We start from the raw sequence: 25577 nt of genomic DNA, 5'->3' as shown, positions 1-25577 counted from the left end.
CCTTACTTGACGTCGGCCGCGACCTTCAGCGACACGATCTTGTCGGGATCGACCACCGGCTCGCCGCGCTTGATCTTGTCGACATTGTCCATGCCTTCGATGACCTGGCCCCAGACCGTGTACTGGCGGTTGAGGAAAGCGGCATCGTCGAAGCAGATGAAGAACTGCGAATTGGCGGAGTTCGGGTTCTGCGAACGGGCCATCGAGCAGGTGCCGCGGCCATGGTTGGCGTTGGAGAATTCAGCTTTCAGGTCAGGCTTCTCGGAACCGCCCATGCCCGCGCGGGAGGGGGCAAAAGTGGGCTTGGTCGAATTGCCGAACTTGACGTCACCGGTCTGCGCCATAAAGCCTTCGATGACGCGGTGGAAAACCACGCCGTCATAGGCGCCTTCGCGGGCCAGTTCCTTGATGCGGGCGACGTGGCCGGGGGCCAGGTCGGGAAACAGTTCGATGACGACCTTGCCCTTGGTCGTTTCCAGGATGAGTGCGTTTTCGCGGTCCTTGATCTCAGCCATGTGGGATCTCCTTTATCTCAGAAAACAGAATGATTTGATAGGTTTACTTGTCGGCGGCGATGCGTACCTTGACCATGCGGTCGGGGTCGCTGACCGTGCCGTTGTCGGCCTCGTCGCCCTTCTTGATCTTGTCCACCAGCTCCATGCCACTGACGACATTGCCGACGATGGTGTACTGGCCATCGAGGTTTGGCGCCGGCGCGAACATGATGAAGAACTGTGAATTGGCGGAGTTCGGATCCTGCGAGCGGGCCATGCCGAGCGTGCCGCGCTTGAAATGCTCACTCTGCGAGAATTCGGCCGGAAGATCAGGCAGCTCGGAACCGCCGGTGCCGACGGCTTCGGGGCTGAACCCCTTCTTCATGTTGCCGAACTTGACGTCGCCGGTCTGCGCCATGAAGCCGTTGATGACGCGGTGGAAGGCGACATCGTCGTAAACGCCTTTGCGCACCAGCTTCTTGATCTGCGCGACATGCTTGGGCGCCAGATCAGGGCGCAGCGCGATGGTGACGTCGCCGTTCTTCAAGGTGATGATCATGGTGTTTTCCGGCTCGGCGGCGAAGGCCGAAACGGATGCGGTCACGAGACCGGCAAGCACGACGAGGAACGAGGCGAGCTTTTTCAGCTGCATAAGGGATCTCCGAAGGTCTTTGTTAGGGTGCATGTCGTTGCCCCAAAACCGGCATCCACTTTTGGGCGACATGCACTATTTCGCGAATTTGGCGGTGAGCGCACCGGCAACGGCGGCCGGCACGAACGGACGGATGTCGCCGCCCATCGAGGCTATCTGGCGCACAAGTGTGGCGGTAATGGTGCGTACCGACGGGCTGGCGGGCAGAAAAACCGTCTGCAGTTCCGGCGCCATCGTCTCGTTCATTCCAGCCATCTGCATCTCATAGTCGAGATCGGTGCCGTCACGCAGGCCGCGGATCATGATCGAGGCGCCATGCTTGCGGGCCGCGTCGATGACCAGCCCGTCAAAGGCGACGACCTTGATACGGTCGCCGTCGCGGCCAAATTCGGCCTTGGTCGCGGCCTCGATCAGCTTCACCCGTTCGTCGAAGGAAAACAGCGGCGTCTTGCCGGGGTGAGTGCCGATCGCCGCATAAACCGTGTCGGCGACAGCCAGCGATGCCTTCAGGACATCGAGATGGCCGTTGGTCAGCGGGTCGAAGGAGCCGGCATAAAGGGCGATGCGATCGGTCATGGGAGGTGCTTCTAGCGGGGCATTGGGCGGAAGGCAAATGCGATTGGGAACATCTGCGTGAACCTTTTCGCAGACATGAACGACAGATGAATGCCTTGATCACGAAGACTTCACGCCGCGTTCGCTAGTTTGCACTTCGGAAGATGAAACCAAAACCCGATCTAACCGTTGGATAGGCGCAGGAGAACACGCACATGCTGATCTACATGCTCGCCACCGCAATGACCGTCGCCATGCTGATCGCCACCGCATTCGGATTGCATAGCGAGGCAGAGCGCGTCCGTGTCCGCACAAAGCGGTTCGAAGGTTTCGGCGCTCGCTGGCCCCACCGTCACCCCTGATTTATTGCTAGTTTCTTGTTTGCGCCGGCCCATCGGGCCGGCGTTGTTGGTCAAAACCTATTCGGCGCTGTCCGGTACGGCATCTCCGGCCCCGGCCTCAATGAACACTCTCTTCGACATCCTCGTCGGCCTGCGGCTCCGAGATCCGTTCGACCGAAACCACCTTTTCGCCTTCGGCGGTGTTGAAGATGGTCACGCCCTTGGTGGCGCGGCTGGCGAAACGGATACCGTTGACCGGCACCCGGATGACCGTGCCGCCGTCCGAAACCAGCATGATCTGGTCGTCATTGCCGACCGGGAAAGTCGCCACCAGCTGGCCGATCTCGGCCACCTTCGACACGTCGGTGGCGCGGATGCCCTTGCCGCCGCGTCCAGTCAGGCGGAAATCGTAGGATGACGAGCGCTTGCCGTAGCCATATTCGGTCACCGTCAGCACAAATTGCTCATGCGCCTTGAGCTCTTCGTAACGGCTGTCGGAAAGCTCGGTCTCCTCGCCAATCTCCTCATTGGTGAGTGCAATCTCTTCTTCCTCGCCGGTCACCTCGGCGGCAAGCCGCCGCTCCAGTGCTGCCCGCTTGAGGTAGGCGGAGCGTTCCGCCGGCGAAGCATCGACATGCTCGATCACCGACATGGAGATGATGCGGTCGGTCTCGGCCATGCTTATGCCGCGCACGCCGACCGAATTGCGGCTCTGGAAGACGCGCACATCGCCAACGCGGAAGCGGATGCACTGGCCGGAGCTGGCGGTCAAAAGCACATCGTCATTGTCTGTGCAGGTCTCGACGCCGAGGATCTCGTCGCCCTCCTCCTCCAGCTTCATGGCGATCTTGCCGTTGCGGTTGACCTGGACGAATTCGGACAGCTTGTTGCGGCGCACGGTGCCGCGCGTGGTGGCGAACATGACGTCGAGTTCGCCCCAGCTGGTCTCGTCCTCGGGCAGCGGCATGATGGTGGTGATGCGCTCGCCCTGCTCCAGCGGCAGCATGTTGATCAGCGCCTTGCCGCGCGACTGCGGATTGCCGATTGGCAGCCGCCAGACCTTTTCCTTGTAGACGATGCCGCGCGAGGAGAAGAACAGCACCGGCGTATGCGTGTTGGCGACGAACAGCCGGGTGACGAAATCCTCTTCCTTGGTCGACATGCCGGAGCGGCCCTTGCCGCCGCGGCGTTGCGCCCGGTAGAGCGACAGCGGCACGCGCTTGATGTAGCCGGAATGGCTGACGGTGACGACCATGTCCTCGCGCTGGATCAGATCCTCGTCTTCCATGTCGGCGCCGCCGTCGGTGAGCTCGGTGCGGCGCGGCGTGCCGAACTCGTCGCGCACGGCGGCAAGCTCGTCCTTGACGATCTGCTGGATGCGGGCGCGGGACGACAGAATGTCGAGGTAATCCTTGATCTCGTCGCCGATGGTGTTCAGCTCGTCGGCGATTTCGTCACGGCCGAGCGCGGTCAGGCGCTGCAGGCGCAGTTCGAGGATTGCGCGCGCCTGTTCCTCGGAGAGGTTGTAGGTGCCATCCTCATTGATGCGATGGCGCGGATCGTCGATAAGCAGAATCAATGACTCCACGTCCCCGGAGGGCCAGCGCCGCTCCATCAACTGCTCGCGCGCCGTCTGCGGATCGGGCGCGGTGCGGATCAGCTTGATCACTTCGTCGATGTTGGCGACGGCTATGGCGAGGCCGACCAGCACGTGGGCGCGGTCGCGCGCCTTGCGCAGCAGGAATTTCGTGCGCCGGCTAATCACCTCTTCGCGGAAGCTGACAAACGCCTTCAGCATGTCGGTCAGGTTCATCACTTCCGGCTTGCCGCCGTTCAGCGCCACCATATTGGCGCCGAAGGAGGTCTGCAGCGGCGTGAAGCGGTAAAGCTGGTTGAGAATGACGTCGGCGACAGCGTCGCGCTTCAGCTCGATGACGACGCGGTAGCCCTGGCGGTCGCTTTCGTCGCGAATGTCGGAAATGCCTTCGATGCGCTTGTCGCGCACCAGCTCGGCCATTTTCTCGATCATCGAGGCCTTGTTCACCTGGTACGGGACTTCCGTGATGATGATCGATTCACGGTCGTTGCCGCGCTGTTCGACATTGACCTTGCCGCGCATGACGATGGAGCCACGGCCCGTCGCATAGGCGCTGTAGATGCCGGAACGGCCGAGCACGATGCCGCCGGTCGGGAAATCGGGACCCGGAATGATCTCCATCAGCGCCGGCAAATCGATCGCCGGATTGTCGATGATGGCGATGGCGCCGTTGCAGATCTCGGCCAGATTGTGCGGCGGGATGTTGGTGGCCATGCCGACGGCGATGCCGCCGGAACCGTTGACCAGAAGATTGGGGAAGCGGGCCGGCAGCACCTTCGGTTCGGTGTCGGATGCGTCATAAGTCTCCTGGAAATCGACGGTTTCCTTGTCGATGTCCTCCAAGAGTTCATGTGCGACCTTGGTCAGCCGCGATTCGGTGTAGCGCATCGCCGCCGGCGGATCGCCGTCGATGGAGCCGAAATTACCCTGCCCGTCGATCAGCGGAACGCGCAGCGACCAGTCCTGCGCCATGCGCACCAAGGCGTCGTAGATCGAGGCGTCGCCATGCGGATGGTATTTACCCATCACGTCCGCGACCGGGCGGGCCGACTTCACATATTTGCGGTTCCAGTGATAGCCGCTCTCATGCGCCGCATAGAGAATGCGGCGGTGCACCGGCTTCAGGCCGTCGCGCACATCGGGCAGCGCACGGCTGACGATGACGCTCATGGCGTAAGAGAGGTACGAGCTCTGCATCTCCTCGATGATGGAGATGGGCTCGATGCCGGTGGGGCCGCCGTCGGCGCCGCGCGGGGGTTTTTGGTCGGTCAAATCGGATCACAATCTAATCAGGAATCACTGACCGCTTATATAGGAAGCACGGCCGAAACTCCAATATTCGTGGTGCTTTTCCAATGAGGATTTCAGTGGCAAATTCAAATGGATACCTCTGATTGCGACGATTTGGCCATAACGCATTCGCCGCCGGCAGGGGCAAAAGCCTGCGAAGGACAGTTTTCCAAGCCAACAGCTTATCTGGAGGCAGACAGACGCGTCAGCGGGTAGCCACCCGCCGGGCGCGATAGTGGCCAGGCGTCTCACCCATGACGCGCCGGAAACGGCGGTTGAACGTCGACAAATCGTTGAAACCGGCCTCGAAGGCGATTGCCGAGATGGCATCGCCTGACATGCGCAGCCGCACCGCCGCGCGGTGCAGCCGGGTTCTCAGCAGAAACTGATAGGGCGTCATGCCGGCGACCTGCCGGAAGGTGCGCAGGAAATGATACGGGCTGGTCGCCGTCGCGCAGGCAAGCTCGGAAAGCGAGACCGGCCTGTCGGCATTGAGCTCGATCTGCCGCACCGCCTCGGCAACCCGTTTCTGGTCGCGGCGGCTCGGCGGTCGAACGCCAGGCACCGCATCGCTGGCCACAGGCAGTGCTGCGCCGGCAACTGCCAGTGCTGCGCCCGCAATTCGCAGGCCAAGCTCTTCAAAGGCGTCGATGTCGACCATCTCGCGCGCCGCTTCCGCCTCGGCCAGCAGCGATGCCAGCGCCGGCAAGGGCGGCATATGCGGCACGCCGAAGGCGAGCTTGCTCGCGCCGGGCACGTCGCTGGCGATGCGGTCGAGATAGGCCGGAGCGAAGTGGAAGGACAGGCAACGGTCGCCGGCGCCATGCTCATGCCCGCATTCATAGCAGGCGCCGACATTGCCGAGCAGGATCGCGCCCGGCGCCAGCATGGCGGCGCCTTGCCTGGTGCGGTAGCGGAAGGTGCCGCTGGTGACAGCGGCAACGCAGAAGGTGTCGTGCGCCTCCTCGAACGGGCGGTCGCCGGCGCCGGCCGTGCACAGCACGTCACAGACATACCAACCCTGCCCCGATGCCAGGTTTTGTTGGCTCGTCGTCATGGCTTGAAAGATAGCAATTTTTCCCAAGCGCGACACCCTGCCGGGGCCTATCGCTTGCAGCCTCCTGACATAACGAAGGCAGCAAGTATGATCGGTACATCCTCCTTTGCCGAAGCGCTCCACAGCGACGGCCCCAATCCCGGCCTGGCTGAAAAGCTGGATCTCTACGGCCGCTTCGTCGGCGCCTGGACATTCGAGGCCACGCGCCATCTCGAGGACGGCACGGTTCTCACCGGACGCGGCGAGGTGCATTTCGGCTGGGTCCTAGAAGGCAGGGCGATCCAGGATGTATGGATCCTGCCCGCGCGGGATGCCGGCCCCTCGCCCTCGCTCGGCAAATGGACTTTCTATGGCACAACGCTGCGGGCCTATGATCCCGGCTCGGATGCCTGGCACATCTTCTGGAGCGACCCGCGAAACCAATACTACAGCCGCCAGCTTGGTCGCGCCGAAGGCGACACGATTGTGCAGGTCGGCGCCGACGGCACTGGTTCCTCGGTCCGCTGGAGCTTTTCGCGCATCACCAAGGACAGCTTCCGCTGGCTCGGCGAGCGTTCGCACGACGATGGCAAGACATGGCGTCTCGAAGTCGAGTTCCTGGCGCGCCGCGTCGCCCAGGACTGATGACGCAACATATTGCAAAAAAGGTGAAAAAACATGCTTGACCATGTCTCGATCGGCGTCCGCGACACCAACGTTTCGAAGCCCTTCTACGATGCCGCGCTAAAGCCGCTCGGTTATTCCTGCCTCAGCCAGTCGCCAGGCTCACTGGGTTATGGTGCGCAAACCGTGGCGCTGTGGGTGAACGATGCGGCGCGGCCAGTGTCATCGGACGAGAAGTCCGGTCTGCATTTCTGCTTTGCCGCGCCGACGAGGCAGAGTGTCGTCGCCTTCCATGCCGCCGCCTTGCGTGCAGGCGGCAGCGACAATGGCGCGCCGGGCCTGCGCGCCGACTATGGCGAGGACTATTACGCTGCCTTCATCGTCGATCCCGACGGCTACCGTCTGGAGGCCTATTTCAACGCTGCCGCCTAACATAGCCGGCGTCTCCGGTATCGGCATCTCGGACGGTTCCCACCGGCCAGGCTTTGCTCTACCACTATCGTGGCGCAGGGGTCCGGCCCGGCGGGAGGGGTCAGCGATGCCGAGTTTCGACAGCTTGTTCAACGCCTTCGTCACCATTCTGGTGACCATCGACCCGCCAGGTCTCGCGCCGCTCTTCCTCGCGGTGACACGCGGCATGAACCGCGAGGAACGTCAGCAGGTTTCGGTGCGCGCCTCGATCATCGGCTTCCTGGTGATGGCGCTGTTTGCGGTGGCCGGGGCGTCCATCCTGTCGGTGTTCGGCATCACGCTGCCGGCTTTCCGCGTCGCCGGCGGGTTTTTGCTGTTCTTCATCGCGTTCGAAATGGTGTTTGAGCGCCGCCAGGACCGCAAGGAGAAGATCGGCGACGTTGCCATCACCAAGGACATGATCCACAACATCGCGGCCTTCCCGCTGGCGATCCCGCTGATCGCCGGCCCCGGTGCGATTTCGGCGACCGTGCTACTGTCGGGCTCGTTTCAGGGTTTTGCAGCACAAGCGGCGCTGGTCGGCATCATCTTCGTCTGCCTTGCCATCACCTATCTGGTGTTCGTGCTGTCGGAGCGCATCGACCGCATCCTCGGCCAGACCGGCCGCTCGATCCTCACCCGCCTGCTCGGCGTCATCCTGGCCGCGCTTGCGGTTCAGTTCGTCGCGGATGGGATCAAGGCGCTGATGGCGGGGTGAACGGCAGCCCCTGCTCCCTGCTCCCTGCTCCCTGCTCCCTGCTCCCTGCTCCCTACTCCACCGCCGTATCGACGACCTCGAAATCGTGGGTGATGACAGCCGTCTTGGCCAGCATGGCCGAGGCCGAGCAGTATTTCTCGATCGACAGGTTGATGGCGCGCTGGACCTTGTCGCGCGACAGCGCGTGGCCCGTGACGATGAAATGCATGTGGATGCGGGTGAAGACTTTGGGGTCGGTTTCGGCCCGGTCGGCGTCGAGTTCGACAACACAGTCCTCGATCGCCTCGCGGCCTTTTTCGAGGATGTGGACGACATCATAGGCCGAGCAGCCGCCGGTGCCGATCAGCACCAGTTCCATCGGGCTCGGACCCGGCGTCTTGCCTTCCGGCCCGGAGGCGGTTCCCAGCACAACCTTGTGGCCGCTGCCGGACTCGCCGACGAAGGTGCGCTCCTCGACCCATTTGATCCGTGCTTTCACGGCAATCTTCCTTCAGAAAGCGTCACTGGCCGAAGACGACCGTGTGCATGATCCGCCCCGGCAGCAGCGTGAACACGCCGGCGCCGATCAGGGCGAAAACATACAGCGATATCATGACCCTGCGATGTTTGGCGACCCGATGCATATGCGCGTGCCAGACCGCCAGCGGCACGGCGATCAACACTAAAATCGACAAGAGATGGATCGGGCTGAACGGACCGACGAGGCGTATCTGCTGGATCCAGAAACTGGAGATGGCGACGACCAGCATCAGCGCCGCCCAGGCATAGCCGACGACACGATGACGCGTCGTGCGTTTCGGCAGCGCCAGTTGCGTAGCGCCAATGGCCAGCGCGGCAAGGGCCGCGAAGGCGTGCCATGGAATGGGAGGGCGCGCCGATAGAAGCGGTCCGAGCGACATCGCGCCCTCTCCTCAGATATCGCTGACTACCGTCAGCTCAGAACGGGATTTCGTCGTCCAGTTCGCGCGACGAGCCGCCGCCACCGCCGCCCTTGGAACCGCCGCCACCGCTGTTGCCGCCGCGGTTGAAGCTCTCATTGGGGCCAGACTGGCCGAAATCCGAGCCACGGCTCGCGCTGCCGCCGCCGGCGGCATAGTTGCCGACCTGACCGCCGCCCTCGCCGCGAGAATCGAGCATCTGCAGCTCGCCGCGGAATTTCTGCAACACGACTTCGGTCGTATACTTGTCGGCGCCGGTCTGATCCTGCCATTTGCGTGTCTGCAGCTGGCCTTCGACGTAAACCTTCATGCCCTTCTTCAGGTACTGCTCGGCGACCTTGGCGATCTGGTCATTGAAAATGACCACGTTGTGCCATTCGGTCTTTTCCTTGCGCTCGCCGGAGTTCTTGTCGCGCCAGCTTTCCGACGTGGCGATGCGGATGTTGACGACCGGGTCACCAGAATTCAGGCGGCGGATTTCAGGGTCCGCGCCGAGGTTACCGACCAGAATGACCTTGTTGACGCTACCCGCCATGACACTTCTCCGCGCTCATCCGAACCAAATTTCAAGTCGTTCACCTTACAGGCCGCGGACAATCCTGGCTTGCCGCGGCTGGCTTTTCCCACAAGGTTTTTGTTCCCTTTTCGTTCCTATACTGTTAACCACGGATTGTCAAGGAATGGCAGCAATCGCGGACGCGGGCGCGTGGATTTAGCTGACACGCAGGGGCGAGAAGCGGTGTCGTCAGCGCCGTTTTTTAGCTGGTCGCAACGGACCGAAAAAGCCGCTCCACTCCATGCCCATGCCATGGGCGCGCTGTGCGATCACGGTTGGCGCCGACATCAGCCCGACTGCAGGTTCAGATTTCAGAGCCGGGTCATTCAGCAATTTCCCGATCGCGCGCCCGTGCCACCACACCTGAGCGACGAGCGCCGCTACCACCGCGATCAGGCCCCAGGTCCCCAATCCTTCGCCGAAGATGTAAATCCCGTATGGCGGCGATAGCGCCGTACCCAGCTTGGCCAACAAGATCACGGCCACGAAACCGATGACGGCGATCGCTCCTATACCGAGGACGAGGCGGCGATAGAGCCTCAGAGCCTCGTTGAGGTTCTCGGCGGACGAAAGATCGACGTTGGAATTCATAAATACTACTCCTGCCTCGCGATGATCGGCCCATCTTGTTCCCCACGGCTTAGAGGCCCGGCAGGATCCAATCAATACGCGGCATTCAAAACACCCCTTGCCAAATCGATAAGTATCGACTTATGCTTTTGCCATGATCGAAGCAGAGATTTTTCGCGCCCTGGCCGACCCGACGCGACGCGCCGTCTACGAGCGGCTGACTTCCGGCGAGATGAGCGTGTCGGAGTTGCGCACCGGCATGAGCGTGTCGCAGCCGGCGGTGTCGCAGCACCTTGCCGTGCTGCGCGGCGCAGGCCTGGTCAGCGAAAGACGCGCCGGCCGCAACGCCTACTATCGCGCCGATCCGCAAGGGCTCGAGCCGCTGCTCGGCTGGATCGAACGCTACCGCGCATTCTGGCCGGAGCGCATCGAAAGACTGAAGGCCGTTTTGAAGGACATGGACCAATGACCGACGAAAAGCAGACGCAGACCGCCAAGGATGCCCTCGCCTTCGAATGCGATCTGCCGGACGCACCGGAAAAAGTGTGGCGGGCACTGACCGTGCCGGACCTCTTGGCGGAATGGATGATGCCGAACGACATCAATCCGGAAACCGGCAGCCGCTTTGCCTTTGCCGGGCCTGAGAAGCCGATCGAGTGCGAAGTGCTCGATGCCGAGCCGGGGCGCCTGCTGCGCTATTCCTGGCGCGAGCGTTCCGGCGACGCCGACCGCGAGGAGCTGGAGAGCATCGTCACCTTCACACTCGCCCGCACCGTTTCCGGCGGCACGCATCTGCGCATCGTCCATGACGGGTTTGTCCTGACGCCTGCGGTCGCGATGGCCGGCGCCGGCTGCCGGCTCTGGCTGCGCGCATACAAGCCCAAACCGCCTGTCGCCGCCAACGCGCCACGCCTGTTGCTGCGCGCTGCCTGACCCGGAAAAATCAAAACGGAGACAATGAGATGAGCGGCTTTGCCAATCTGGTGCCGATGGTGATCGAGCAATCGAGCCGCGGCGAACGTGCCTTCGACATTTTCTCGCGGCTGCTGCGCGAGCGCATCATCTTCGTGAATGGCGAGATCAATGACGGCATGTCGGCGCTGGTCTGCGCCCAGCTCCTGTCGCTGGAATCGGACAATCCCGACAAGGAGATCTCGCTCTACATCAACTCGCCGGGCGGCGTGGTGACCAGCGGCTTCGCCATCTACGACACGATGCAATATGTCAGCTGCCCGGTGTCGACCGTGTGCATGGGCTTTGCCGCGTCGATGGCCTCCTTCCTGCTGATGGCGGGAACGCCGGGGCGGCGCATCGCGCTGCCCAATGCCAGCATCGTGCTGCACCAGCCTCTGGGCGGCTTCCAGGGCCAGGCCTCCGACATCCAGCGCCATGCCGAAGGCATTTTGCGCACCAAGCGGCACATGGCCGACCTCTACGCTCACCATTGCGGCCGCACCCACGAAGAGGTCGAACGCACGCTTGACCGCGATTTCTTCATGACCGCGAAGGAGGCCAAGGACTGGGGCCTCGTCGACCACGTCTTCGACACTCGCAAGCAGGCAGCGGCTTGATCACCGTATCGAATGCAGGCCGGTGTTCCCTCAATTTCAACGCCGCTGGTCTGGCCTCGCCTTGAGCGCGGCACTATAGTCTTGCCATGCGCTACCACCTGAACAGACTGACCATAGCCATTGCCATCACGGCGGCGACATCGAGCATGGCCTTTGCCGGGGGCAGCACCAGCACGTCGCGGAAAGGCGCCCTGCCCGGCGTGACCGGCGACTACCGCATCGCCAAGCCCGCGCCGCGGCCGGAGCCGGACGACGCGCTGCCTGCCGGCGAGAACGGCACGTTCAAGATCGGCGACACCGATGTCAAGATTTCCGGCAGCATCACTGTCGATGTCGGCACGGGTGGGATCAAGCCGCCGCGCCGGTAGCCCCTTCTCCCAGCTACTATACGGGAGAGAAAGCCTGCGTCGACGACTTCCTCGCAAACGAACAGCCCCGCCGTTGCTTCCGCAAACGGTCGGGGCTTTTTTTGGATTTCAAATCCAAACTGCCGGTAGTGTTATACCGACTTTGATTTCGGATGCTTCGCGGCATTCAGCCGACGATCCGACTAGCCGTCTCTGATTTTTGTGGGATTCGGCAGGTCACGGTTTGTCTGGTGGTTTGTTGGACTGACGCGATGCGTTCGTTGGGACGCATACACTCCAATGCCTTGAAACTACCTGGCACTTATGCCCGCCGCGGCTCCACTAGCAGGTGGAGCCTCAAGGGACTATCCGGTGGCGTCATGCTCCGCTCCTATGTCCGTTGCGACTGGTGTCAATCCGAAGCACAAATCGCAAAAACCTGCGGCGTCTCGCAGGCCGCTATGGGCGGCGAGGCCATCAAAGACGGCCGGCTCCGTTGACTCCGGCAGAGTGCGCCCCCGATTCGACGACGTCAACCTTGAATAGCCGGTTACGGAAAATGTGATCGTCGGGAGCTTACGTCAGGGTCAGTTTCTGAAACACCCTTGTCAGTTTCTGCACACAGCTTTGTCAGGAGCGTGTTCGGTCTTTGTTCTTTCCGCTTGCCCGTTCGCGCGAAAGACGGTTAAACGGCTTTGGTCGAGAAGTGTGGCGTCTCTCGACTTGGCGGCAAAAATACCTACATAGGGAATGGCCGGGAAAACCCGCCGATCCCACTGACACCAGACCTGAGGCGGCGACCGGCGATGGCCGACCATAAATACCTTTCCATTCGCGGGGCACGCGAACACAACCTGAAGAATGTCGATCTCGACCTGCCGCGTGACAGCCTGATCGTCATGACCGGCCTGTCGGGCTCCGGCAAATCGTCGCTTGCTTTCGACACCATCTATGCCGAGGGCCAGCGCCGTTACGTCGAGAGCCTGTCGGCTTATGCGCGCCAGTTCCTCGAAATGATGCAGAAGCCGGATGTCGACCAGATCGACGGCCTGTCGCCGGCCATCTCGATCGAGCAGAAGACCACGTCGAAGAACCCGCGTTCGACGGTCGGCACCGTCACCGAGATCTACGACTACATGCGCTTGCTGTTCGCGCGCGTCGGCATCCCCTATTCGCCGGCGACCGGCCTGCCGATCGAGAGCCAGACGGTTTCACAGATGGTCGACCGGGTGCTGGCGGTCGAGGAAGGCACGCGCCTTTTCCTGCTGGCGCCGATCGTGCGCGGCCGCAAGGGCGAGTATCGCAAGGAACTGCTGGAGCTGCAGAAGAAGGGCTTTCAGCGCGTCAAGGTCGACGGCGTCTTCTATGAGATCGCCGATGTGCCGGCGTTGGACAAGAAGTACAAGCACGACATCGACGTCGTCGTCGACCGCATCGTCGTGCGCGGCGACCTGGCGACACGGCTTGCCGATTCCATCGAAACGGCGCTGAAGCTCGCCGAAGGGCTGGCGGTGGCCGAGTTCGCCGACCGGCCGCTCGACGCCAGCCAGACCGGCGAGGACTCGGTCAACAAATCGAAGAACGAGACGCATGAGCGCATCCTGTTCTCGGAAAAATTCGCCTGCCCGGTTTCCGGCTTCACCATTCCGGAGATCGAGCCCAGGCTGTTCTCGTTCAACAACCCGTTCGGCGCCTGCCCGACCTGCGACGGCCTCGGCAATCAGCGCGCCATCGACGCCAGCCTGATCGTGCCGGACGAAAACGTCTCGCTGCGCGACGGCGCCGTCAGCCCGTGGGCGAAATCGACCTCGCCCTATTATGCGCAGACGCTGGAAGCGCTGGGCAAGGCATACGGCTTCAAGCTCGGCGACAAGTTCAAAGACCTGACCGAAGAGGCCAAGGAAGCCGTCCTGCGCGGCACCGGCGAGCGCGAGGTCACCTTCCAATATGATGACGGCCTGCGCTCCTACAAGACCACCAAGACGTTCGAGGGCGTCATTCCCAATCTCGAACGGCGGTGGAAGGAAACCGAATCCGCCTGGATGCGCGAGGAGATCGAGCGCTTCATGTCGGCGACGCCCTGCCCGGTCTGCAAGGGATACCGGCTGAAGCCGGAAGCGCTGGCGGTGAAGATCGCCGGCAAGCATATCGGCGAAGTCACAGAGCTGTCGATCCGCAAGGCCGACCAGTGGTTCACCGAACTGCCGCCACATCTCAACGACCAGCAGAACGAGATCGCGGTGCGCGTTCTCAAGGAAATCCGTGACCGCCTGCGCTTCCTCAACGATGTCGGCCTCGACTATCTGACGCTGTCGCGCAATTCCGGCACGCTGTCGGGCGGCGAGAGCCAGCGCATAAGGCTGGCGTCGCAGATCGGCTCCGGCCTCACCGGCGTGCTCTATGTGCTGGACGAGCCGTCGATCGGCCTGCACCAGCGCGACAATGCCCGCCTGCTCGACACGCTCAAGCATCTGCGCGACATCGGCAACACGGTGATCGTCGTCGAGCATGACGAGGACGCCATCCTGCATGCCGATTATGTCGTAGACATGGGTCCGGCCGCCGGCATTCATGGCGGCGAGATCATCGCCCAGGGCACGCCGCAGCAGGTGATGGCCAATCCCAACTCGATCACCGGTAAATATCTGTCGGGCGCGCTCGAAGTAGCCACGCCCGGTGTCAGGCGCGAGGCCAAGAAGAACCGCCGGCTGAAGATCGTCGGCGCGCGCGGCAACAATCTCAAGAACGTCACTGCCGAAATCCCGCTCGGCACCTTCACCGCCGTCACCGGCGTGTCTGGCGGCGGCAAATCGACCTTCCTGATCGAGACTTTGTTCAAGGCGGCGTCGCGCCGCATCATGGGCTCGCGCGAGCATCCGGCCGATCACGACCGCATCGAGGGCCTCGAATTCCTCGACAAGGTCATCGACATCGACCAGTCGCCGATCGGCCGCACACCGCGTTCGAACCCGGCCACCTACACCGGCGCCTTCACACCGATCCGCGACTGGTTCGCCGGGTTGCCCGAGGCCAAGGCCCGCGGCTATCAGCCGGGCCGCTTCTCCTTCAACGTCAAGGGCGGCCGCTGCGAGGCCTGCCAGGGCGACGGCGTCATCAAGATCGAGATGCACTTCCTGCCCGACGTCTACGTCACGTGCGACGTCTGCCACGGCAAGCGCTACAACCGCGAGACGCTCGACGTCGTGTTCAAGGGCAAGTCGATCGCCGACGTCCTGGACATGACGGTCGAGGAAGGCGTCGATTTCTTTGCCGCCGTGCCCGGGGTGCGCGACAAGCTCGACACGCTGAAGCAGGTCGGCCTCGGCTACATCCATATCGGCCAGCAGGCGACGACGCTGTCGGGTGGTGAGGCGCAGCGGATAAAACTCGCCAAGGAATTGTCGCGCAAGGCGACCGGCAAGACGCTCTACATCCTCGACGAGCCGACCACCGGCCTGCACTTCCACGACGTCGCCAAGTTGCTGGAAGTGCTGCACGAACTGGTCGACCAGGGCAACACGGTGGTGGTGATCGAGCACAATCTCGAAGTCATCAAGACCGCCGACTGGGTGCTCGACCTCGGCCCCGAAGGCGGCGATGGCGGCGGCGAGCTGGTTGCCCAAGGCACACCGGAAGCGATCGTGCGCGAAAAGCGCAGCTACACCGGCCAGTTCCTGAAGGAGCTTTTGGAGCGGCGGCCCGGAGGCAAGCGCGAAGCGGCGGAGTAACTGACAGACCGGTCGGGCGCCTGGAGAGCTTTGAATGACAGTCCGACAGGCGCTTGCCGGTGATCTCGACGCAGTCGTCTCGCTGACGCAGACCGCCTATGAGCACTACACGCCCCTGTTAGGCGCGCCGCCGCTCCCAGTCACCGAGGACTATGCGCCACGCATCGAGCGTGGCGAGGTCTGGCTCTTGGAGAGCGGCGCGGAACTCGCCGGGCTGATCGTTATTGAGCGCCATCCCGATCATGCGATGATCTTCAGCGTCGCGGTCTCCCCCGCTTTCCAGGGCAGGAAACTCGGCACCGCGCTGCTCGACTTCGCCCAGGAACAGGCGCGGCTATGGGGTGTGCCGGAGGTGCGGCTCTACACCAATTCGCGCATGGAGCGGAACATCGAGATCTATACGGCCTATGGCTTCCACGAAACGGGCCGCCGAGCCAATCCCCACCGTCCCGGATGGACCGTGGTCGACATGATCAAACCGGTTGGAAAAATAGCCTGACCGCATTTTTAGAACTGGGAGGAAGACGATGATCAGCCAAGGAACAATCCGCGCCGGGATGGGTGGCTGGACTTTCGAACCCTGGGATACCTCCTTCTATCCGGACAAACTGTCGAAGGCCAAGCAGCTGCACTATGCCAGCCGCCAGGTGCCGAGCATCGAGGTCAACGGCACCTACTATTCCAGCTTCAAGGAGCCGACCTTCGTCAAATGGGCTGGCGAGGCGCCGGACGGTTTCGTCTATTCGGTGAAGGGCAATCGCTTCGTCACCAACCGGCGCGTGCTTGGCGAAGCCGGCGAGTCCATGACGCGCTTCCTCGGCTCCGGCATTGCCGCGCTGGGCGACAAGCTGGGCCCGATCCTGTGGCAGTTCGCGCCGACGAAAAAGTTCGACGCCGACGATTTCGAGGCCTTCCTGAAGCTGCTGCCGGAAAAGCAGGATGGCGTCGCGCTGCGCCATGCGCTGGAAGTGCGCAACGACAGTTTCAGCGTGCCGGAATTTGTGAGCCTGGCGCGCAAATACAAGGCGGCGATCGTCTATGCCGACCATGCCAAATATCCTGGTATCGCCGACATCACCGGCGATTTTATCTATGCGCGGCTGCAGACCGGCAGCGACGACAATCCGGATTGCTATACGCCGAAGGGCCTGGACGAATGGGCAGCGCGGGTGAAGACCTGGGCGCAAGGCAAGCAGCCGGCAGATCTGCGGCGCGCCGATCCGACTTTCGACGCGCCGGTGAAACCGCGCGACGTGTTCGTCTACTTCATCACCGAGGGCAAGGTGCGCGCGCCGTTCGGCGCCATGGCGCTGATGAAGCGGGTGAGCTGATCGGTTAAAGCGCGTCGCGCTGAACCGGATCATACGTCGCGATTTAAGTCTTTGTCCTGATGCATGCCGTTGTCCCAGAACCGCGGCACACTTCTGGGCGACATGCATTAGGAGCAATTCCAGGAAGAGTGCGGACCGGTTTTCCCGGAAATCCGGGTAGCGCTTTCCCTTGAAAAGGGTTTCAACCCAGAATTGCTACGATCAACCGAAGCGTGATAGCTTATGCGCATCGTAACCTTATCGATACCTCCTTCCTGCATAAATCCGGTGCGGGTCCTTTCTAGAGGCCGGCCGCCGCGCGCAAGGACGAGGGCATGTCGCTCGACTACAGTTCCCTTCTGTTGGCTGTCGGGTTTTCCGCCGCTTGCCTCGGCCTGACGCTGTTCGGCATCTGGCTTACCGCGCGCTCGGAAAAATTCCTGCTGACCTGGGCGGTCAGCGTGCTTCTGATCGTTGCCGACGTCTTCGCCTACCAGGCCTATATCGACGCGCCCGGACGCCTGCTCGGCCTCGCCAGCTTCACGTTCCTGCTGCTCGGCTTCGCGACCATGCTGGGCGCTGCCCATCAGTTCACGACAGGGAGGTCACCGCTGCCCCGCATTGCTGTCGGCGCCGGCGTCTCGCTGGCAGTCGCCTTGCCGCCGATAGCGCTTGGCTATGACGGGCTGGGCTTCATGCTGGAGAATGCCTTTGCCGCGCTGCTCCTGTTTGCGACGGCCTATGAATACTGGAAGGGTCGTACGGAATTCCCTGCCCCGATCCTCGGCATTGCCGGGCTCTACACCGCCACCGGAATTTCCTTCGTGCTGTGCTCCGGTGCACTTGTCTGGGATGGCAGGCTGGTGCTTGGCCATGCGCCGAGCAACTGGGCCGAGGATTTCAGCCTCATCGTCGTCATCGCCTGCATGACCGGCATCGGCGCGCTCTCGCTGGCGCTCAACCAAGGACGCCTGGCGCAGCATCATCGCCGCGAAGCGCTGACCGATCCGCTGACCGGACTGCTCAACCGGCGCGCTTTGTTCGACCTTCACGGCAAAACACCGGTCCGGTCCTTCACCGCCGTGATCGTGTTCGATCTCGACGGCTTCAAGGCCATCAATGACGAGTTCGGCCATGCCACCGGCGATGAGGTGCTGAAACTGTTCGCCAAGGATTTGACCGCCAATCTCCAGCCAGGCGATGTCGCCGCGCGCATGGGCGGAGAGGAATTTGCATTGGTGCTCGATCGCACCTTGCCTGAAAAGGTGGAATTCATAGCCGAGCGCATCCGGGCCAGTTTTGCCATGCGCCGGATCGATACCGAGACCCGCCTGCTCTCCTGCACGGTCAGCGCCGGCTACGCCTTCGGCAGCGAGGGCGGCACCAAATTCGACAAGGTGCTCAGCGCCGCCGACAAGGCGCTTTACGGCGCCAAGCGCGGCGGCCGCAACCGTGTGCTCGCCTTCCGGCGCGCCGGGTAGGCTGGGCTGATATTCAGCCGGCCTGAACCTCACCACACGTAAAACAACACCCCAAAGCGCGTCGCATGAGGCCGTTCAGGCGCGACGCGCTTTTAGGCCGCTATGACGATCTCGTTGTAAGTGTCGAGGTCGACGTAGAAAACCTTGGTGATTTCGCCGATCAGCTCATCCTGCTGGTAGCCTTGCGAGCGCAGAATGTTGATGGCGGTGATGATGTCGACACGCTCTGTCAGCCGTCGTTTCTGGTGGTCCTCGACGAACCGTTCCATAGCCCATTCTCCTGGCAAGATTATCTGAACGCATCGACCGACAATCAGAACTGCGAGGGAAGCTAGGGTGGCTTGCTTGCGTGGAACTTGCAGGCTGAGCCAGCATATTCCCTCGATCTGCTACAGAACCAGACTGATACGGAAGCGGCCGACTCACCGAGGCCTAGGAAAGACTAGCATGCAGTATTCGGCGTGCCAGAGTGTGGCGGCCTCGGACGAAAGTCCGACGCAACGGGTGCGGACCTTCGCGACTTCATCATCCTTGGGCGTAGCGACGCGAAGCGGAGCGAAGACCCAGGGATCCATGCCGGGACGAAGAAGCGTCATTAACGGTGCAGAATGTGGAATGGCCAATGTGCCGCAGAAGCGATCTTGTTCTGCATCGCGGCACTCTTTGGCTGATGTCGCGGCATGGATTCTAGGGTCTGCGCGCGTCGCTCCGCTCCTTGCTCCGCCCTAGAATGACGAAGTGATTGTGGGCATTTCAGCCAATCTTCGACGTGTACGATCCGTGCAGCCGTCGACCTGCGTTAAACCGTCAGAAACTTCCTGACGTCCGCCCGGTCGAGATCTTCGGCCGGGCCGGTGTGGACGATCTGGCCGCGGTCCATGATGTTGACCTCGTCGGCGAGCTCGCGGCAGAAATCGAGATATTGCTCGACCAGAAGCACCGCAATGCCGGCCTGATCGCGCAAATAACGGATGGCGCGGCCGATGTCCTTGATGATCGAGGGCTGGATGCCTTCGGTCGGCTCGTCGAGCACCAGCAGTTTCGGCCGCATGACGAGCGCCCGGCCGATGGCGAGCTGCTGCTGCTGGCCGCCTGAGAGATCGCCGCCGCGCCGCCCCAGCATCTGCTTCAGCACCGGAAACAGTTCGAAGACATGCGCCGGCACGTTGCGGTCGGCGCGCTTCAACGGCGCAAAGCCGGACTCCAGGTTTTCGCGCACCGTCAGCAGCGGAAAGATCTCCCTGCCCTGCGGTACGAATGCGATGCCCGACCGGGCGCGATCATACGCCGCGCTCCGGTCGAGCGCCTTCCCCTCGAAGGCAACGCTTCCGCTCGTCAGCCGGTGGTGGCCGACGATCGATCTCATCAAACTGGTCTTGCCGACGCCGTTGCGGCCGAGCACGCAGGTGATCTTGCCGGCACCCGCCGTCAGCGACACACCGCGCAGCGCCTGAGCAGCGCCGTAATGGAGCGTGGCGTTGGAAACTTCGAGCATGTCAGCGCCTTCTCCAGAAGCGGAGGAACGGAAAGTCGAAGCGATGGAATTGCACCCGCCAGACCATGCTCATCTCCCGAGATAAACTTCGACGACCCGCTCGTCGGCCGAGACGAAATCGAGCGAGCCTTCCGACAGCACCGAGCCCTCATGCAGGCAGGTGACCTTGACGCCGAGTTCGCGCACGAAATGCATGTCGTGCTCGACGACGATGACCGAATGCTCGCGCGCTATGTCCTTGAGCAGCCGCGCGGTTTCCTCGGTCTCGGCATCGGTCATCCCTGCGACCGGCTCGTCAACCAAAAGCAGCTTCGGGTCCTGCGCCAGCAGCATGCCGATCTCCAGCCACTGTTTCTGGCCATGGCTGAGATTGGCTGCCAGATCGTGGCGCTTGTCGCCCAGCCGGATGATGCCGAGGATGTCGTCGATCTGTCTGGCTTCGCCGGCCGAGCGGCGATGGAACAGCGCCGGAAAGATCGAGCGCGGGCCCTTCAGCGCCAGCATCAGATTGTCTTCGACGCTGTGGCTTTCGAAGACGGTCGGCTTCTGGAATTTGCGGCCGATGCCCATCATGGCGATCTCCGCCTCGTCGTGCCGGGTCAGATCGACCTGGCCGTCGAAGAACACTTCGCCCTCGTCGGGCCGGGTCTTGCCGGTGACGATGTCCATCATCGTCGTCTTGCCGGCGCCGTTGGGACCGATGACGGCGCGCATCTCGCCCTTGTCGAGCACCAGCGACAGATTGTTGATGGCGCGGAAACCGTCGAAGGAGACCGAGACGCCGTCGAGATAGAGGATGGTGTTGGACTTCGACATCGCTCTATTCCGCCGGCTGCGGTTCGGGCCCGGACGCGGACCAGGCACCGGGCGTTGTTGCTGCGCTGCGCACGATCTTCGATGGCGGCGGGGCATCAGGGTCTGTGCCCGCTTCCTCTGCAATCGCTGCAGCCCGCATCGCCCGAGCGTTACCGCGCCAGGAATCCCACATGCCGACGATGCCCTTGGGCAGGAACAGGGTTACGGCGACGAACAGGCCGCCGAGCGCAAACAGCCAGAACTCCGGCAGCAGGCCGGTGAACCAGGATTTGCCGGCGTTGACCAGCAGCGCGCCGACGATCGGGCCGACAATGGTGCCGCGCCCACCGACGGCTGCCCAGATCACGACTTCGATGGAATTGGACGGCTCGAATTCGCCGGGATTGATGATACCGACCTGCGGCACATAGAGCGCGCCGGCGATGCCGGCCATGACAGCCGAGACGCTGAAGGCAAACAGCTTCACGTTCTCCGCCCGCCAGCCGAGGAAGCGGGTGCGGCTCTCGGCGTCGCGCACCGCCATCAGCAGCTTGCCGTATTTGGAGCCGACGATCGCCCAGGTGATGAAGACGGCGAGCGCGAGTATGATGGCGCTGGCGGCAAACAGGGCCGAGCGGGTGGCGTCGGCCTGCACGTTGAAGCCCAGAATATCCTTGAAATCGGTCAAGCCGTTGTTGCCGCCGAAACCCATGTCGTTGCGGAAGAAGGCGAGCAGCAGCGCGTAGGTCATCGCCTGGGTGATGATGGAGAGATAGACGCCGGTGACGCGGCTGCGGAAGGCGAACCAGCCGAAGACGAAGGCGAGCAGGCCGGGCACCGCCAGCACCATGATGGCGGCGAACCAGAAGTGGTCGAAACCGGTCCAGAACCAGGGCAATTCCTTGTAGTTCAGGAACACCATGAAATCGGGCAGGATCGGATTGCCGTAAACGCCGCGCGAGCCGATCTGGCGCATGAGGTACATGCCCATCGCATAGCCGCCGAGGGCGAAGAAGGCGCCATGGCCGAGCGAGAGGATGCCGCAATAGCCCCAGACGAGATCGAGCGCCAAGGCAAGCAATGCATAGCAGAGGTACTTGCCCGTCAACGCGACGATGTAGGACGGAATATAGAACGCGCTTTGCGGCGACACTGCGAGGTTGAGCAGCGGCACGATAATGGCGGCCGTCAGCAGGATGAAAATAGTGATGGCGATGCGACGGTCGGCACCCGCGGCGAAGAAGCGTCCCGTGATCATGTTTCCACCGCCCTGCCCTTGAGCGCGAACAGGCCGCGCGGGCGCTTCTGGATGAACAGGATGATCAGCACCAGTACGACGATCTTGCCGAGCACCGCGCCAGCATAGGGTTCGAGAACCTTGTTGACGATGCCGAGCGAGAAGGCGCCGACCAGCGTGCCCCAGAGATTGCCGACGCCGCCGAAGACCACGACCATGAAGCTGTCGATGATGTAGCCGCGGCCGAGATTGGGCGAGACATTGTCGATCTGGCTGAGCGCGACGCCGGCAATGCCGGCAATGCCGGAGCCGAGCGCAAAGGTCAGCGCATCGACCCAAGGCGTCCTGATGCCCATCGAGGCGGCCATGCGGCGGTTGGCGGTGACGGCGCGCATCTGCAGGCCCCAGGGCGTGCGCTTCATAACAAAGAGCAGCACGCCGAAGACGGTGAGCGCGAAGACCAGGATCCAGAGGCGGTTCCAGGTGACGGCGAGTTGGCCGACATCGAACGATCCCGACATCCAGGAGGGGTTGCCGACCTCCTGGTTGGTCGGTCCGAAGATCGAGCGCACCGCCTGCTGCATGACAAGCGAGACGCCCCAGGTTGCGAGCAGCGTTTCCAGCGGCCGGCCGTAGAGGAAACGGATGACGCCGCGCTCGATGATCAGGCCGACGGAAGCGGCAACCAGGAAGGCGAGCGGCAGCGCGATCACCAGCGACCAGTCGAACAGGCCGGGGAATGAGGTTCGGATCACCTGCTGGACGACGAAGGTGGTGTAGGCGCCGAGCATCACCATCTCGCCATGCGCCATGTTGATGACGCCCATGACGCCGAAGGTGATGGCGAGGCCGATGGCGGCCAGCAGCAGCACCGAGCCAAGCGAGATGCCGTACCATATGTTCTGGCCGGCATCCCACAGCGCCAGGCTCGAATTGATGCTGGCGATTGCCGCCGTCGCGGCATCCTTGACCGCGCCTTGCGCATTGGCCTCGACCGCGGTGAGCAGCGAGACCGCGTCGCGGTCGCCGCGCGCGCCGATCAGGGCAATGGCGGCAAGCTTGTCGGCCTCCGGCTTGTCGGAGACCAGCACCGATGCCGCGCGCGCCTGTTCGAACAATGCCTTGACCTTGGCGTCGGTCTCGGCGGCAATGGCTGCATCGAGCGGCTCGATATTGGCGGCATCGGGGGTCTTGAACATGGTGTCGGCGGCGGCGATGCGAACAGAAGGATCTTTCGCGCGCAACGTCAGCGTTCCCAGCGCATCGCGGATGACGCGGCGCAGCGTGTTGTTGACCTTGATCTTCGTGATGTCGGCCTTGGCGGCATCGCCGGCTTTCTCGCCGCTCAGCGGGTCGAGCAGGGTGACGCTGTCGCCGGCCTCAGCGCCGACGAAAACCATGGAATCGGCTTTGCGGATGTAGAGGTTGCCCTCGGCAAGCGCGGCAAGCGGTCGTTCGACCAGCGGATCGCCGGTGGCGGCAAGCTCGCGCACCACGGCCTCCGTGGCGGAAAAGCCGGTGCCGGTGGCGAATTTGGCGACGATGGCGCGCAGATCGGCTTCGGCTGCGTTCGACGGCAAAAGACTTGCCACCAGGAACACCAGCATGAGGCCGAGAGTGCGCGACAGGATCATCCGTTCAGATACTTTCCGAGAGGGTGGAATTTGGCGTCCGGGCGGGCTGAAGCGCCCGGACGCTTGGCGGTACCGATCGTGGACGCGTCCACGATCGGTCAGTCCCGGGAGGGATCAGTTCGTGCCCTTGCCGCCGCATTTGCCGGTGGCAACGTTGAAGTTGCCGCAGGACAGAGGCGCGCGCCAATCCGAAATCAGGTCCTTGGAATCGGGCAGATAGTCGGACCATTCGTCGCCCATCACGAGGCCGGGCGTCTGCGACACGGTCTCGAACTGGCCGTCGGCCTGGATCTCGCCGATCAGCACCGGCTTGGTGATGTGATGGTTCGGCATCATGGTCGAATAGCCGCCGGTGAGGTTCGGCACGGACACGCCGACCATGGCGTCGATGACCTTGTCGGGATCGGTAGTGCCAGCCTTTTCGACCGCCTTCACCCACATGTTGAAGCCGATATAGTGAGCTTCCATCGGGTCGTTGGTGGTGCGCTTGTCATTCTTGATGAACTTGTGCCAGTCGGCGATGAACTTCTTGTTTTCGGGTGTGTCGACGCTCTCGAAATAGTTCCAGGCAGCGAGATGGCCGACCAGCGGCGCGGTATCGAGACCGGCCAGTTCTTCCTCACCGACCGAAAAGGCCATGACCGGGATGTCCTCGGCCTTGATGCCCTGGTTGCCGAGTTCCTTGTAGAACGGAACGTTGGCGTCGCCATTGACGGTCGAGACGACGGCGGTCTTCTTGCCGGCCGAGCCGAATTTCTTGATTGCGGAGACTTCGGTCTGCCAGTCGGAGAAGCCGAACGGCGTGTAGTTGACCATGATGTCTTCGGCGGCGACGCCCTTGGCCTTCAGATAGGCCTCGAGGACTTTGTTGGTGGTTCGGGGATAGACGTAGTCGGTGCCTTCCAGCACCCAGCGCTTCACCGAGCCACCGTCCTCGCTCATGAGATAATCGACGGCAGGAATCGCCTGCTGGTTCGGGGCGGCGCCGGTGTAGAACACGTTGCGCTCGCTTTCCTCGCCCTCATACTGGACGGGGTAGAACAGGATGTTGTCGAGTTCCGAGAACACCGGCAACACCGATTTGCGCGACACCGAGGTCCAGCAGCCGAACACGGCGGCGACCTTGTCCTTCGAGATCAGCTCGCGCGCCTTTTCGGCGAAGAGCGGCCAGTTGGAGGCCGGATCGACAACGACCGCCTCGAGCTTCTTGCCGAGCAGACCGCCCTTGGCATTCTGCTCTTCGATGAGCATCAGCATGGCGTCTTTCAGCGTCGTCTCCGAAATCGCCATGGTCCCCGACAGCGAATGCAGAATGCCGACCTTGATCGTGTCTTCGGCGGCCTTGGCCGGAGACGACATCGACAGGCCGGCGGCGATCACGCCCGCCGAAAACATTTTTGTTATTGTGGAGAAATTACCCCTCATACCGAAGACTCCCAAGCTGTTTGATTGCACCGCGACAATGCAAAGCAACTGCCGTGCCAAACGCGAAGGCGCCGCTCATAAAGATGGAATAGCCGAGCGTTATCAGCCGGTTGGTATATTAGCCTGGAGAAACAACAAAGGCAGCCGGTAAAAATTGATTGAGGCAAATTTGCGCAGCGCACACGACTTTTGCCTAATTTTCGCCCAATTGAGACAAATGCCTAGTTTTTGATCTCCGGCCGTGGTTTCCGGGCGAACAATGTTGCGGCACCGCGCAAAAATAGGGCAAGCTCGCCCTTCAAAAGAGAGACGTCATGACATCTCGCATCTCACGCATTTCCTGCATCCTGCTGCTGATGGCAACGAGCGGCGCCGCGCGCGCCGATTTCAGCGAGGGCAAGCTTCCGGACGGCACCTATCATTGCGAGGTCTACCTGCTCGGCGCCTTCCTCAACCTCGGCGACATCACCATCAAGGGCAATGTCTATACCGGCCCGGTGACATTCGGCACCGGGACGCAAGGCTACAACTATCAGATGAATGCCAATGGCGAGATAACCTGGCTCGGGCCGCTGGGCGGCTATACCACCGGTGGCAACTCCGTCTCCATGACACAGGCAACACTGGACGGCGAGACCGCCCCGTCATTCGACATCATTCTGAAGCAGCCCGACGGCGCCTTCACCGCCTCGACCTGCACCAAGGGCTGAGCGATGCGTAGTGCCGCGCCCAG

Annotated in this window: 28 protein-coding genes; 13 read left to right on the top strand and 15 right to left on the bottom strand. The window is 62.5% G+C overall.

The window, feature by feature from the left end:
* Positions 1-2: 2 nt before the first annotated feature.
* The 3 genes from X751_RS137280 to coaD form a co-directional block, all read right to left on the bottom strand.
* Positions 3-515: a peptidylprolyl isomerase gene (locus X751_RS137280; RefSeq protein ID WP_023730156.1), complete on the bottom strand. Its 513-nt coding sequence runs from the start codon at positions 513-515 to the stop codon at positions 3-5.
* 43 nt (positions 516-558) lie between these two features.
* Positions 559-1053 carry a peptidylprolyl isomerase gene (locus X751_RS137285; protein ID WP_245265849.1) on the bottom strand — a complete coding sequence of 165 codons (495 nt, stop codon included), beginning with the start codon at positions 1051-1053 and terminating at the stop codon, positions 559-561.
* Between the two features lie 168 nt (positions 1054-1221).
* On the bottom strand, positions 1222-1722 hold the full coding sequence (coaD, locus tag X751_RS137290) for a pantetheine-phosphate adenylyltransferase (protein WP_023670954.1): 501 nt from the start codon (positions 1720-1722) through the stop codon (positions 1222-1224).
* Positions 1723-1916: 194 nt separating this feature from the next.
* On the opposite strand from coaD, the gene X751_RS1000000166335 reads away from it, so the two are divergent.
* Entirely contained in the window at positions 1917-2063 is a 147-nt protein-coding gene (locus tag X751_RS1000000166335; RefSeq protein ID WP_023700785.1) for a hypothetical protein, read from the top strand.
* A 97-nt stretch (positions 2064-2160) separates the two neighbouring features.
* On the opposite strand, the gene gyrA is transcribed toward X751_RS1000000166335, so the two are convergent.
* On the bottom strand, positions 2161-4911 hold the full coding sequence (gene gyrA / locus X751_RS01000000164370) for a DNA gyrase subunit A (protein ID WP_050592412.1): 2751 nt from the start codon (positions 4909-4911) through the stop codon (positions 2161-2163).
* Positions 4912-5134: 223 nt separating this feature from the next.
* Complete coding sequence (locus X751_RS137295; protein ID WP_023746160.1) at positions 5135-5986, bottom strand: AraC family transcriptional regulator; 852 nt, start codon at positions 5984-5986, stop codon at positions 5135-5137.
* An 87-nt stretch (positions 5987-6073) separates the two neighbouring features.
* On the opposite strand from X751_RS137295, the gene X751_RS137300 reads away from it, so the two are divergent.
* From X751_RS137300 to X751_RS137310, 3 genes are all read left to right on the top strand, one after another.
* Positions 6074-6610, top strand: coding sequence for a hypothetical protein (locus tag X751_RS137300; RefSeq protein WP_023746159.1), 537 nt, complete (start codon positions 6074-6076; stop codon positions 6608-6610).
* A gap of 33 nt (positions 6611-6643) precedes the next feature.
* Positions 6644-7021 (top strand): VOC family protein, encoded by a 378-nt coding sequence (locus tag X751_RS137305; protein WP_023746158.1) that lies wholly within the window; start codon positions 6644-6646, stop codon positions 7019-7021.
* A gap of 106 nt (positions 7022-7127) precedes the next feature.
* Positions 7128-7757 (top strand): MarC family protein, encoded by a 630-nt coding sequence (locus X751_RS137310; protein WP_023670949.1) that lies wholly within the window; start codon positions 7128-7130, stop codon positions 7755-7757.
* A gap of 52 nt (positions 7758-7809) precedes the next feature.
* Here the strand turns inward: X751_RS137310 and X751_RS137315 are convergent, their stop codons facing one another.
* From X751_RS137315 to X751_RS137330, 4 genes are all read right to left on the bottom strand, one after another.
* Positions 7810-8235, bottom strand: a complete 426-nt coding sequence (locus X751_RS137315) for an OsmC family protein (RefSeq protein WP_023693390.1) — start codon at positions 8233-8235, stop codon at positions 7810-7812.
* A gap of 22 nt (positions 8236-8257) precedes the next feature.
* On the bottom strand, positions 8258-8656 hold the full coding sequence (locus X751_RS137320) for a DUF2306 domain-containing protein (protein ID WP_023746157.1): 399 nt from the start codon (positions 8654-8656) through the stop codon (positions 8258-8260).
* Positions 8657-8693: 37 nt separating this feature from the next.
* Positions 8694-9230, bottom strand: a complete 537-nt coding sequence (gene ssb / locus X751_RS137325; protein ID WP_023746156.1) for a single-stranded DNA-binding protein — start codon at positions 9228-9230, stop codon at positions 8694-8696.
* A 210-nt stretch (positions 9231-9440) separates the two neighbouring features.
* Complete coding sequence (locus X751_RS137330; protein WP_023730163.1) at positions 9441-9842, bottom strand: hypothetical protein; 402 nt, start codon at positions 9840-9842, stop codon at positions 9441-9443.
* Between the two features lie 133 nt (positions 9843-9975).
* Between X751_RS137330 and X751_RS137335 the strand changes: the two genes are divergently transcribed.
* From X751_RS137335 to X751_RS137365, 8 genes are all read left to right on the top strand, one after another.
* Positions 9976-10290, top strand: coding sequence for a metalloregulator ArsR/SmtB family transcription factor (locus tag X751_RS137335; RefSeq protein ID WP_023670944.1), 315 nt, complete (start codon positions 9976-9978; stop codon positions 10288-10290).
* The gene (locus tag X751_RS137340) at positions 10287-10754 is read left to right on the top strand and encodes an SRPBCC domain-containing protein (RefSeq protein ID WP_023746155.1); all 468 of its coding nucleotides are present in this window, start codon (positions 10287-10289) and stop codon (positions 10752-10754) included. The genes X751_RS137335 and X751_RS137340 overlap by 4 nt, the downstream gene beginning before the upstream one ends.
* A 29-nt stretch (positions 10755-10783) precedes the next feature.
* A complete protein-coding gene (locus X751_RS137345; RefSeq protein WP_023684630.1) occupies positions 10784-11392 on the top strand; it encodes an ATP-dependent Clp protease proteolytic subunit in 609 nt (202 codons plus the stop codon).
* A gap of 146 nt (positions 11393-11538) precedes the next feature.
* A complete protein-coding gene (locus X751_RS02465; protein ID WP_032893286.1) occupies positions 11539-11760 on the top strand; it encodes a hypothetical protein in 222 nt (73 codons plus the stop codon).
* A 785-nt stretch (positions 11761-12545) separates the two neighbouring features.
* Positions 12546-15467 (top strand): excinuclease ABC subunit UvrA, encoded by a 2922-nt coding sequence (gene uvrA, locus X751_RS137350; protein WP_023746153.1) that lies wholly within the window; start codon positions 12546-12548, stop codon positions 15465-15467.
* A gap of 34 nt (positions 15468-15501) precedes the next feature.
* On the top strand, positions 15502-15966 hold the full coding sequence (locus X751_RS137355; RefSeq protein WP_023706185.1) for an N-acetyltransferase: 465 nt from the start codon (positions 15502-15504) through the stop codon (positions 15964-15966).
* A gap of 28 nt (positions 15967-15994) precedes the next feature.
* Positions 15995-16798, top strand: a complete 804-nt coding sequence (locus tag X751_RS137360; RefSeq protein WP_023706184.1) for a DUF72 domain-containing protein — start codon at positions 15995-15997, stop codon at positions 16796-16798.
* 314 nt (positions 16799-17112) lie between these two features.
* The gene (locus X751_RS137365) at positions 17113-18258 is read left to right on the top strand and encodes a GGDEF domain-containing protein (RefSeq protein WP_023706183.1); all 1146 of its coding nucleotides are present in this window, start codon (positions 17113-17115) and stop codon (positions 18256-18258) included.
* Positions 18259-18350: 92 nt separating this feature from the next.
* Here the strand turns inward: X751_RS137365 and X751_RS1000000166330 are convergent, their stop codons facing one another.
* The 6 genes from X751_RS1000000166330 to urtA all read right to left on the bottom strand — a co-directional run bounded on the left by X751_RS1000000166330 (position 18351) and on the right by urtA (position 24844).
* Positions 18351-18527: a hypothetical protein gene (locus X751_RS1000000166330; RefSeq protein WP_023670936.1), complete on the bottom strand. Its 177-nt coding sequence runs from the start codon at positions 18525-18527 to the stop codon at positions 18351-18353.
* A 530-nt stretch (positions 18528-19057) separates the two neighbouring features.
* Entirely contained in the window at positions 19058-19753 is a 696-nt protein-coding gene (gene urtE / locus X751_RS137370) for an urea ABC transporter ATP-binding subunit UrtE (protein ID WP_023688639.1), read from the bottom strand.
* Positions 19754-19822: 69 nt separating this feature from the next.
* Positions 19823-20569, bottom strand: coding sequence for an urea ABC transporter ATP-binding protein UrtD (gene urtD / locus X751_RS137375; protein WP_023684623.1), 747 nt, complete (start codon positions 20567-20569; stop codon positions 19823-19825).
* A gap of 4 nt (positions 20570-20573) precedes the next feature.
* On the bottom strand, positions 20574-21806 hold the full coding sequence (gene urtC / locus X751_RS137380; protein ID WP_023746152.1) for an urea ABC transporter permease subunit UrtC: 1233 nt from the start codon (positions 21804-21806) through the stop codon (positions 20574-20576).
* Positions 21803-23419 carry an urea ABC transporter permease subunit UrtB gene (gene urtB, locus X751_RS137385; protein WP_023746151.1) on the bottom strand — a complete coding sequence of 539 codons (1617 nt, stop codon included), beginning with the start codon at positions 23417-23419 and terminating at the stop codon, positions 21803-21805. Before urtB ends, urtC begins: the two co-directional genes overlap by 4 nt.
* A gap of 114 nt (positions 23420-23533) precedes the next feature.
* The gene (urtA, locus tag X751_RS137390) at positions 23534-24844 is read right to left on the bottom strand and encodes an urea ABC transporter substrate-binding protein (protein WP_023746150.1); all 1311 of its coding nucleotides are present in this window, start codon (positions 24842-24844) and stop codon (positions 23534-23536) included.
* A 314-nt stretch (positions 24845-25158) separates the two neighbouring features.
* Between urtA and X751_RS137395 the strand changes: the two genes are divergently transcribed.
* A complete protein-coding gene (locus X751_RS137395; RefSeq protein ID WP_023746149.1) occupies positions 25159-25554 on the top strand; it encodes a hypothetical protein in 396 nt (131 codons plus the stop codon).
* Positions 25555-25577: the final 23 nt, after the last annotated feature.

Source organism: Mesorhizobium sp. LNJC394B00 (assembly GCF_000502555.1).
Taxonomy (GTDB): Bacteria; Pseudomonadota; Alphaproteobacteria; order Rhizobiales; family Rhizobiaceae; genus Mesorhizobium.
This window is presented reverse-complemented; position numbering and strand designations above follow the sequence as displayed.

Coding starts and splice junctions, on each gene's coding strand:
- X751_RS137280 (WP_023730156.1), bottom strand. CDS start 515: ATGGCTGAGATCAAGGACCGCGAAAACGCACTCATCCTGGAAACGACC.
- X751_RS137285 (WP_245265849.1), bottom strand. CDS start 1,053: ATGATCATCACCTTGAAGAACGGCGACGTCACCATCGCGCTGCGCCCT.
- coaD (WP_023670954.1), bottom strand. CDS start 1,722: ATGACCGATCGCATCGCCCTTTATGCCGGCTCCTTCGACCCGCTGACC.
- X751_RS1000000166335 (WP_023700785.1), top strand. CDS start 1,917: ATGCTGATCTACATGCTCGCCACCGCAATGACCGTCGCCATGCTGATC.
- X751_RS137295 (WP_023746160.1), bottom strand. CDS start 5,986: ATGACGACGAGCCAACAAAACCTGGCATCGGGGCAGGGTTGGTATGTC.
- X751_RS137300 (WP_023746159.1), top strand. CDS start 6,074: ATGATCGGTACATCCTCCTTTGCCGAAGCGCTCCACAGCGACGGCCCC.
- X751_RS137305 (WP_023746158.1), top strand. CDS start 6,644: ATGCTTGACCATGTCTCGATCGGCGTCCGCGACACCAACGTTTCGAAG.
- X751_RS137310 (WP_023670949.1), top strand. CDS start 7,128: ATGCCGAGTTTCGACAGCTTGTTCAACGCCTTCGTCACCATTCTGGTG.
- X751_RS137320 (WP_023746157.1), bottom strand. CDS start 8,656: ATGTCGCTCGGACCGCTTCTATCGGCGCGCCCTCCCATTCCATGGCAC.
- ssb (WP_023746156.1), bottom strand. CDS start 9,230: ATGGCGGGTAGCGTCAACAAGGTCATTCTGGTCGGTAACCTCGGCGCG.
- X751_RS137330 (WP_023730163.1), bottom strand. CDS start 9,842: ATGAATTCCAACGTCGATCTTTCGTCCGCCGAGAACCTCAACGAGGCT.
- X751_RS137335 (WP_023670944.1), top strand. CDS start 9,976: ATGATCGAAGCAGAGATTTTTCGCGCCCTGGCCGACCCGACGCGACGC.
- X751_RS137340 (WP_023746155.1), top strand. CDS start 10,287: ATGACCGACGAAAAGCAGACGCAGACCGCCAAGGATGCCCTCGCCTTC.
- X751_RS137345 (WP_023684630.1), top strand. CDS start 10,784: ATGAGCGGCTTTGCCAATCTGGTGCCGATGGTGATCGAGCAATCGAGC.
- X751_RS02465 (WP_032893286.1), top strand. CDS start 11,539: ATGGCCTTTGCCGGGGGCAGCACCAGCACGTCGCGGAAAGGCGCCCTG.
- uvrA (WP_023746153.1), top strand. CDS start 12,546: ATGGCCGACCATAAATACCTTTCCATTCGCGGGGCACGCGAACACAAC.
- X751_RS137355 (WP_023706185.1), top strand. CDS start 15,502: ATGACAGTCCGACAGGCGCTTGCCGGTGATCTCGACGCAGTCGTCTCG.
- X751_RS137360 (WP_023706184.1), top strand. CDS start 15,995: ATGATCAGCCAAGGAACAATCCGCGCCGGGATGGGTGGCTGGACTTTC.
- X751_RS137365 (WP_023706183.1), top strand. CDS start 17,113: ATGTCGCTCGACTACAGTTCCCTTCTGTTGGCTGTCGGGTTTTCCGCC.
- X751_RS1000000166330 (WP_023670936.1), bottom strand. CDS start 18,527: ATGGAACGGTTCGTCGAGGACCACCAGAAACGACGGCTGACAGAGCGT.
- urtE (WP_023688639.1), bottom strand. CDS start 19,753: ATGCTCGAAGTTTCCAACGCCACGCTCCATTACGGCGCTGCTCAGGCG.
- urtD (WP_023684623.1), bottom strand. CDS start 20,569: ATGTCGAAGTCCAACACCATCCTCTATCTCGACGGCGTCTCGGTCTCC.
- urtC (WP_023746152.1), bottom strand. CDS start 21,806: ATGATCACGGGACGCTTCTTCGCCGCGGGTGCCGACCGTCGCATCGCC.
- urtB (WP_023746151.1), bottom strand. CDS start 23,419: ATGATCCTGTCGCGCACTCTCGGCCTCATGCTGGTGTTCCTGGTGGCA.
- urtA (WP_023746150.1), bottom strand. CDS start 24,844: ATGAGGGGTAATTTCTCCACAATAACAAAAATGTTTTCGGCGGGCGTG.
- X751_RS137395 (WP_023746149.1), top strand. CDS start 25,159: ATGACATCTCGCATCTCACGCATTTCCTGCATCCTGCTGCTGATGGCA.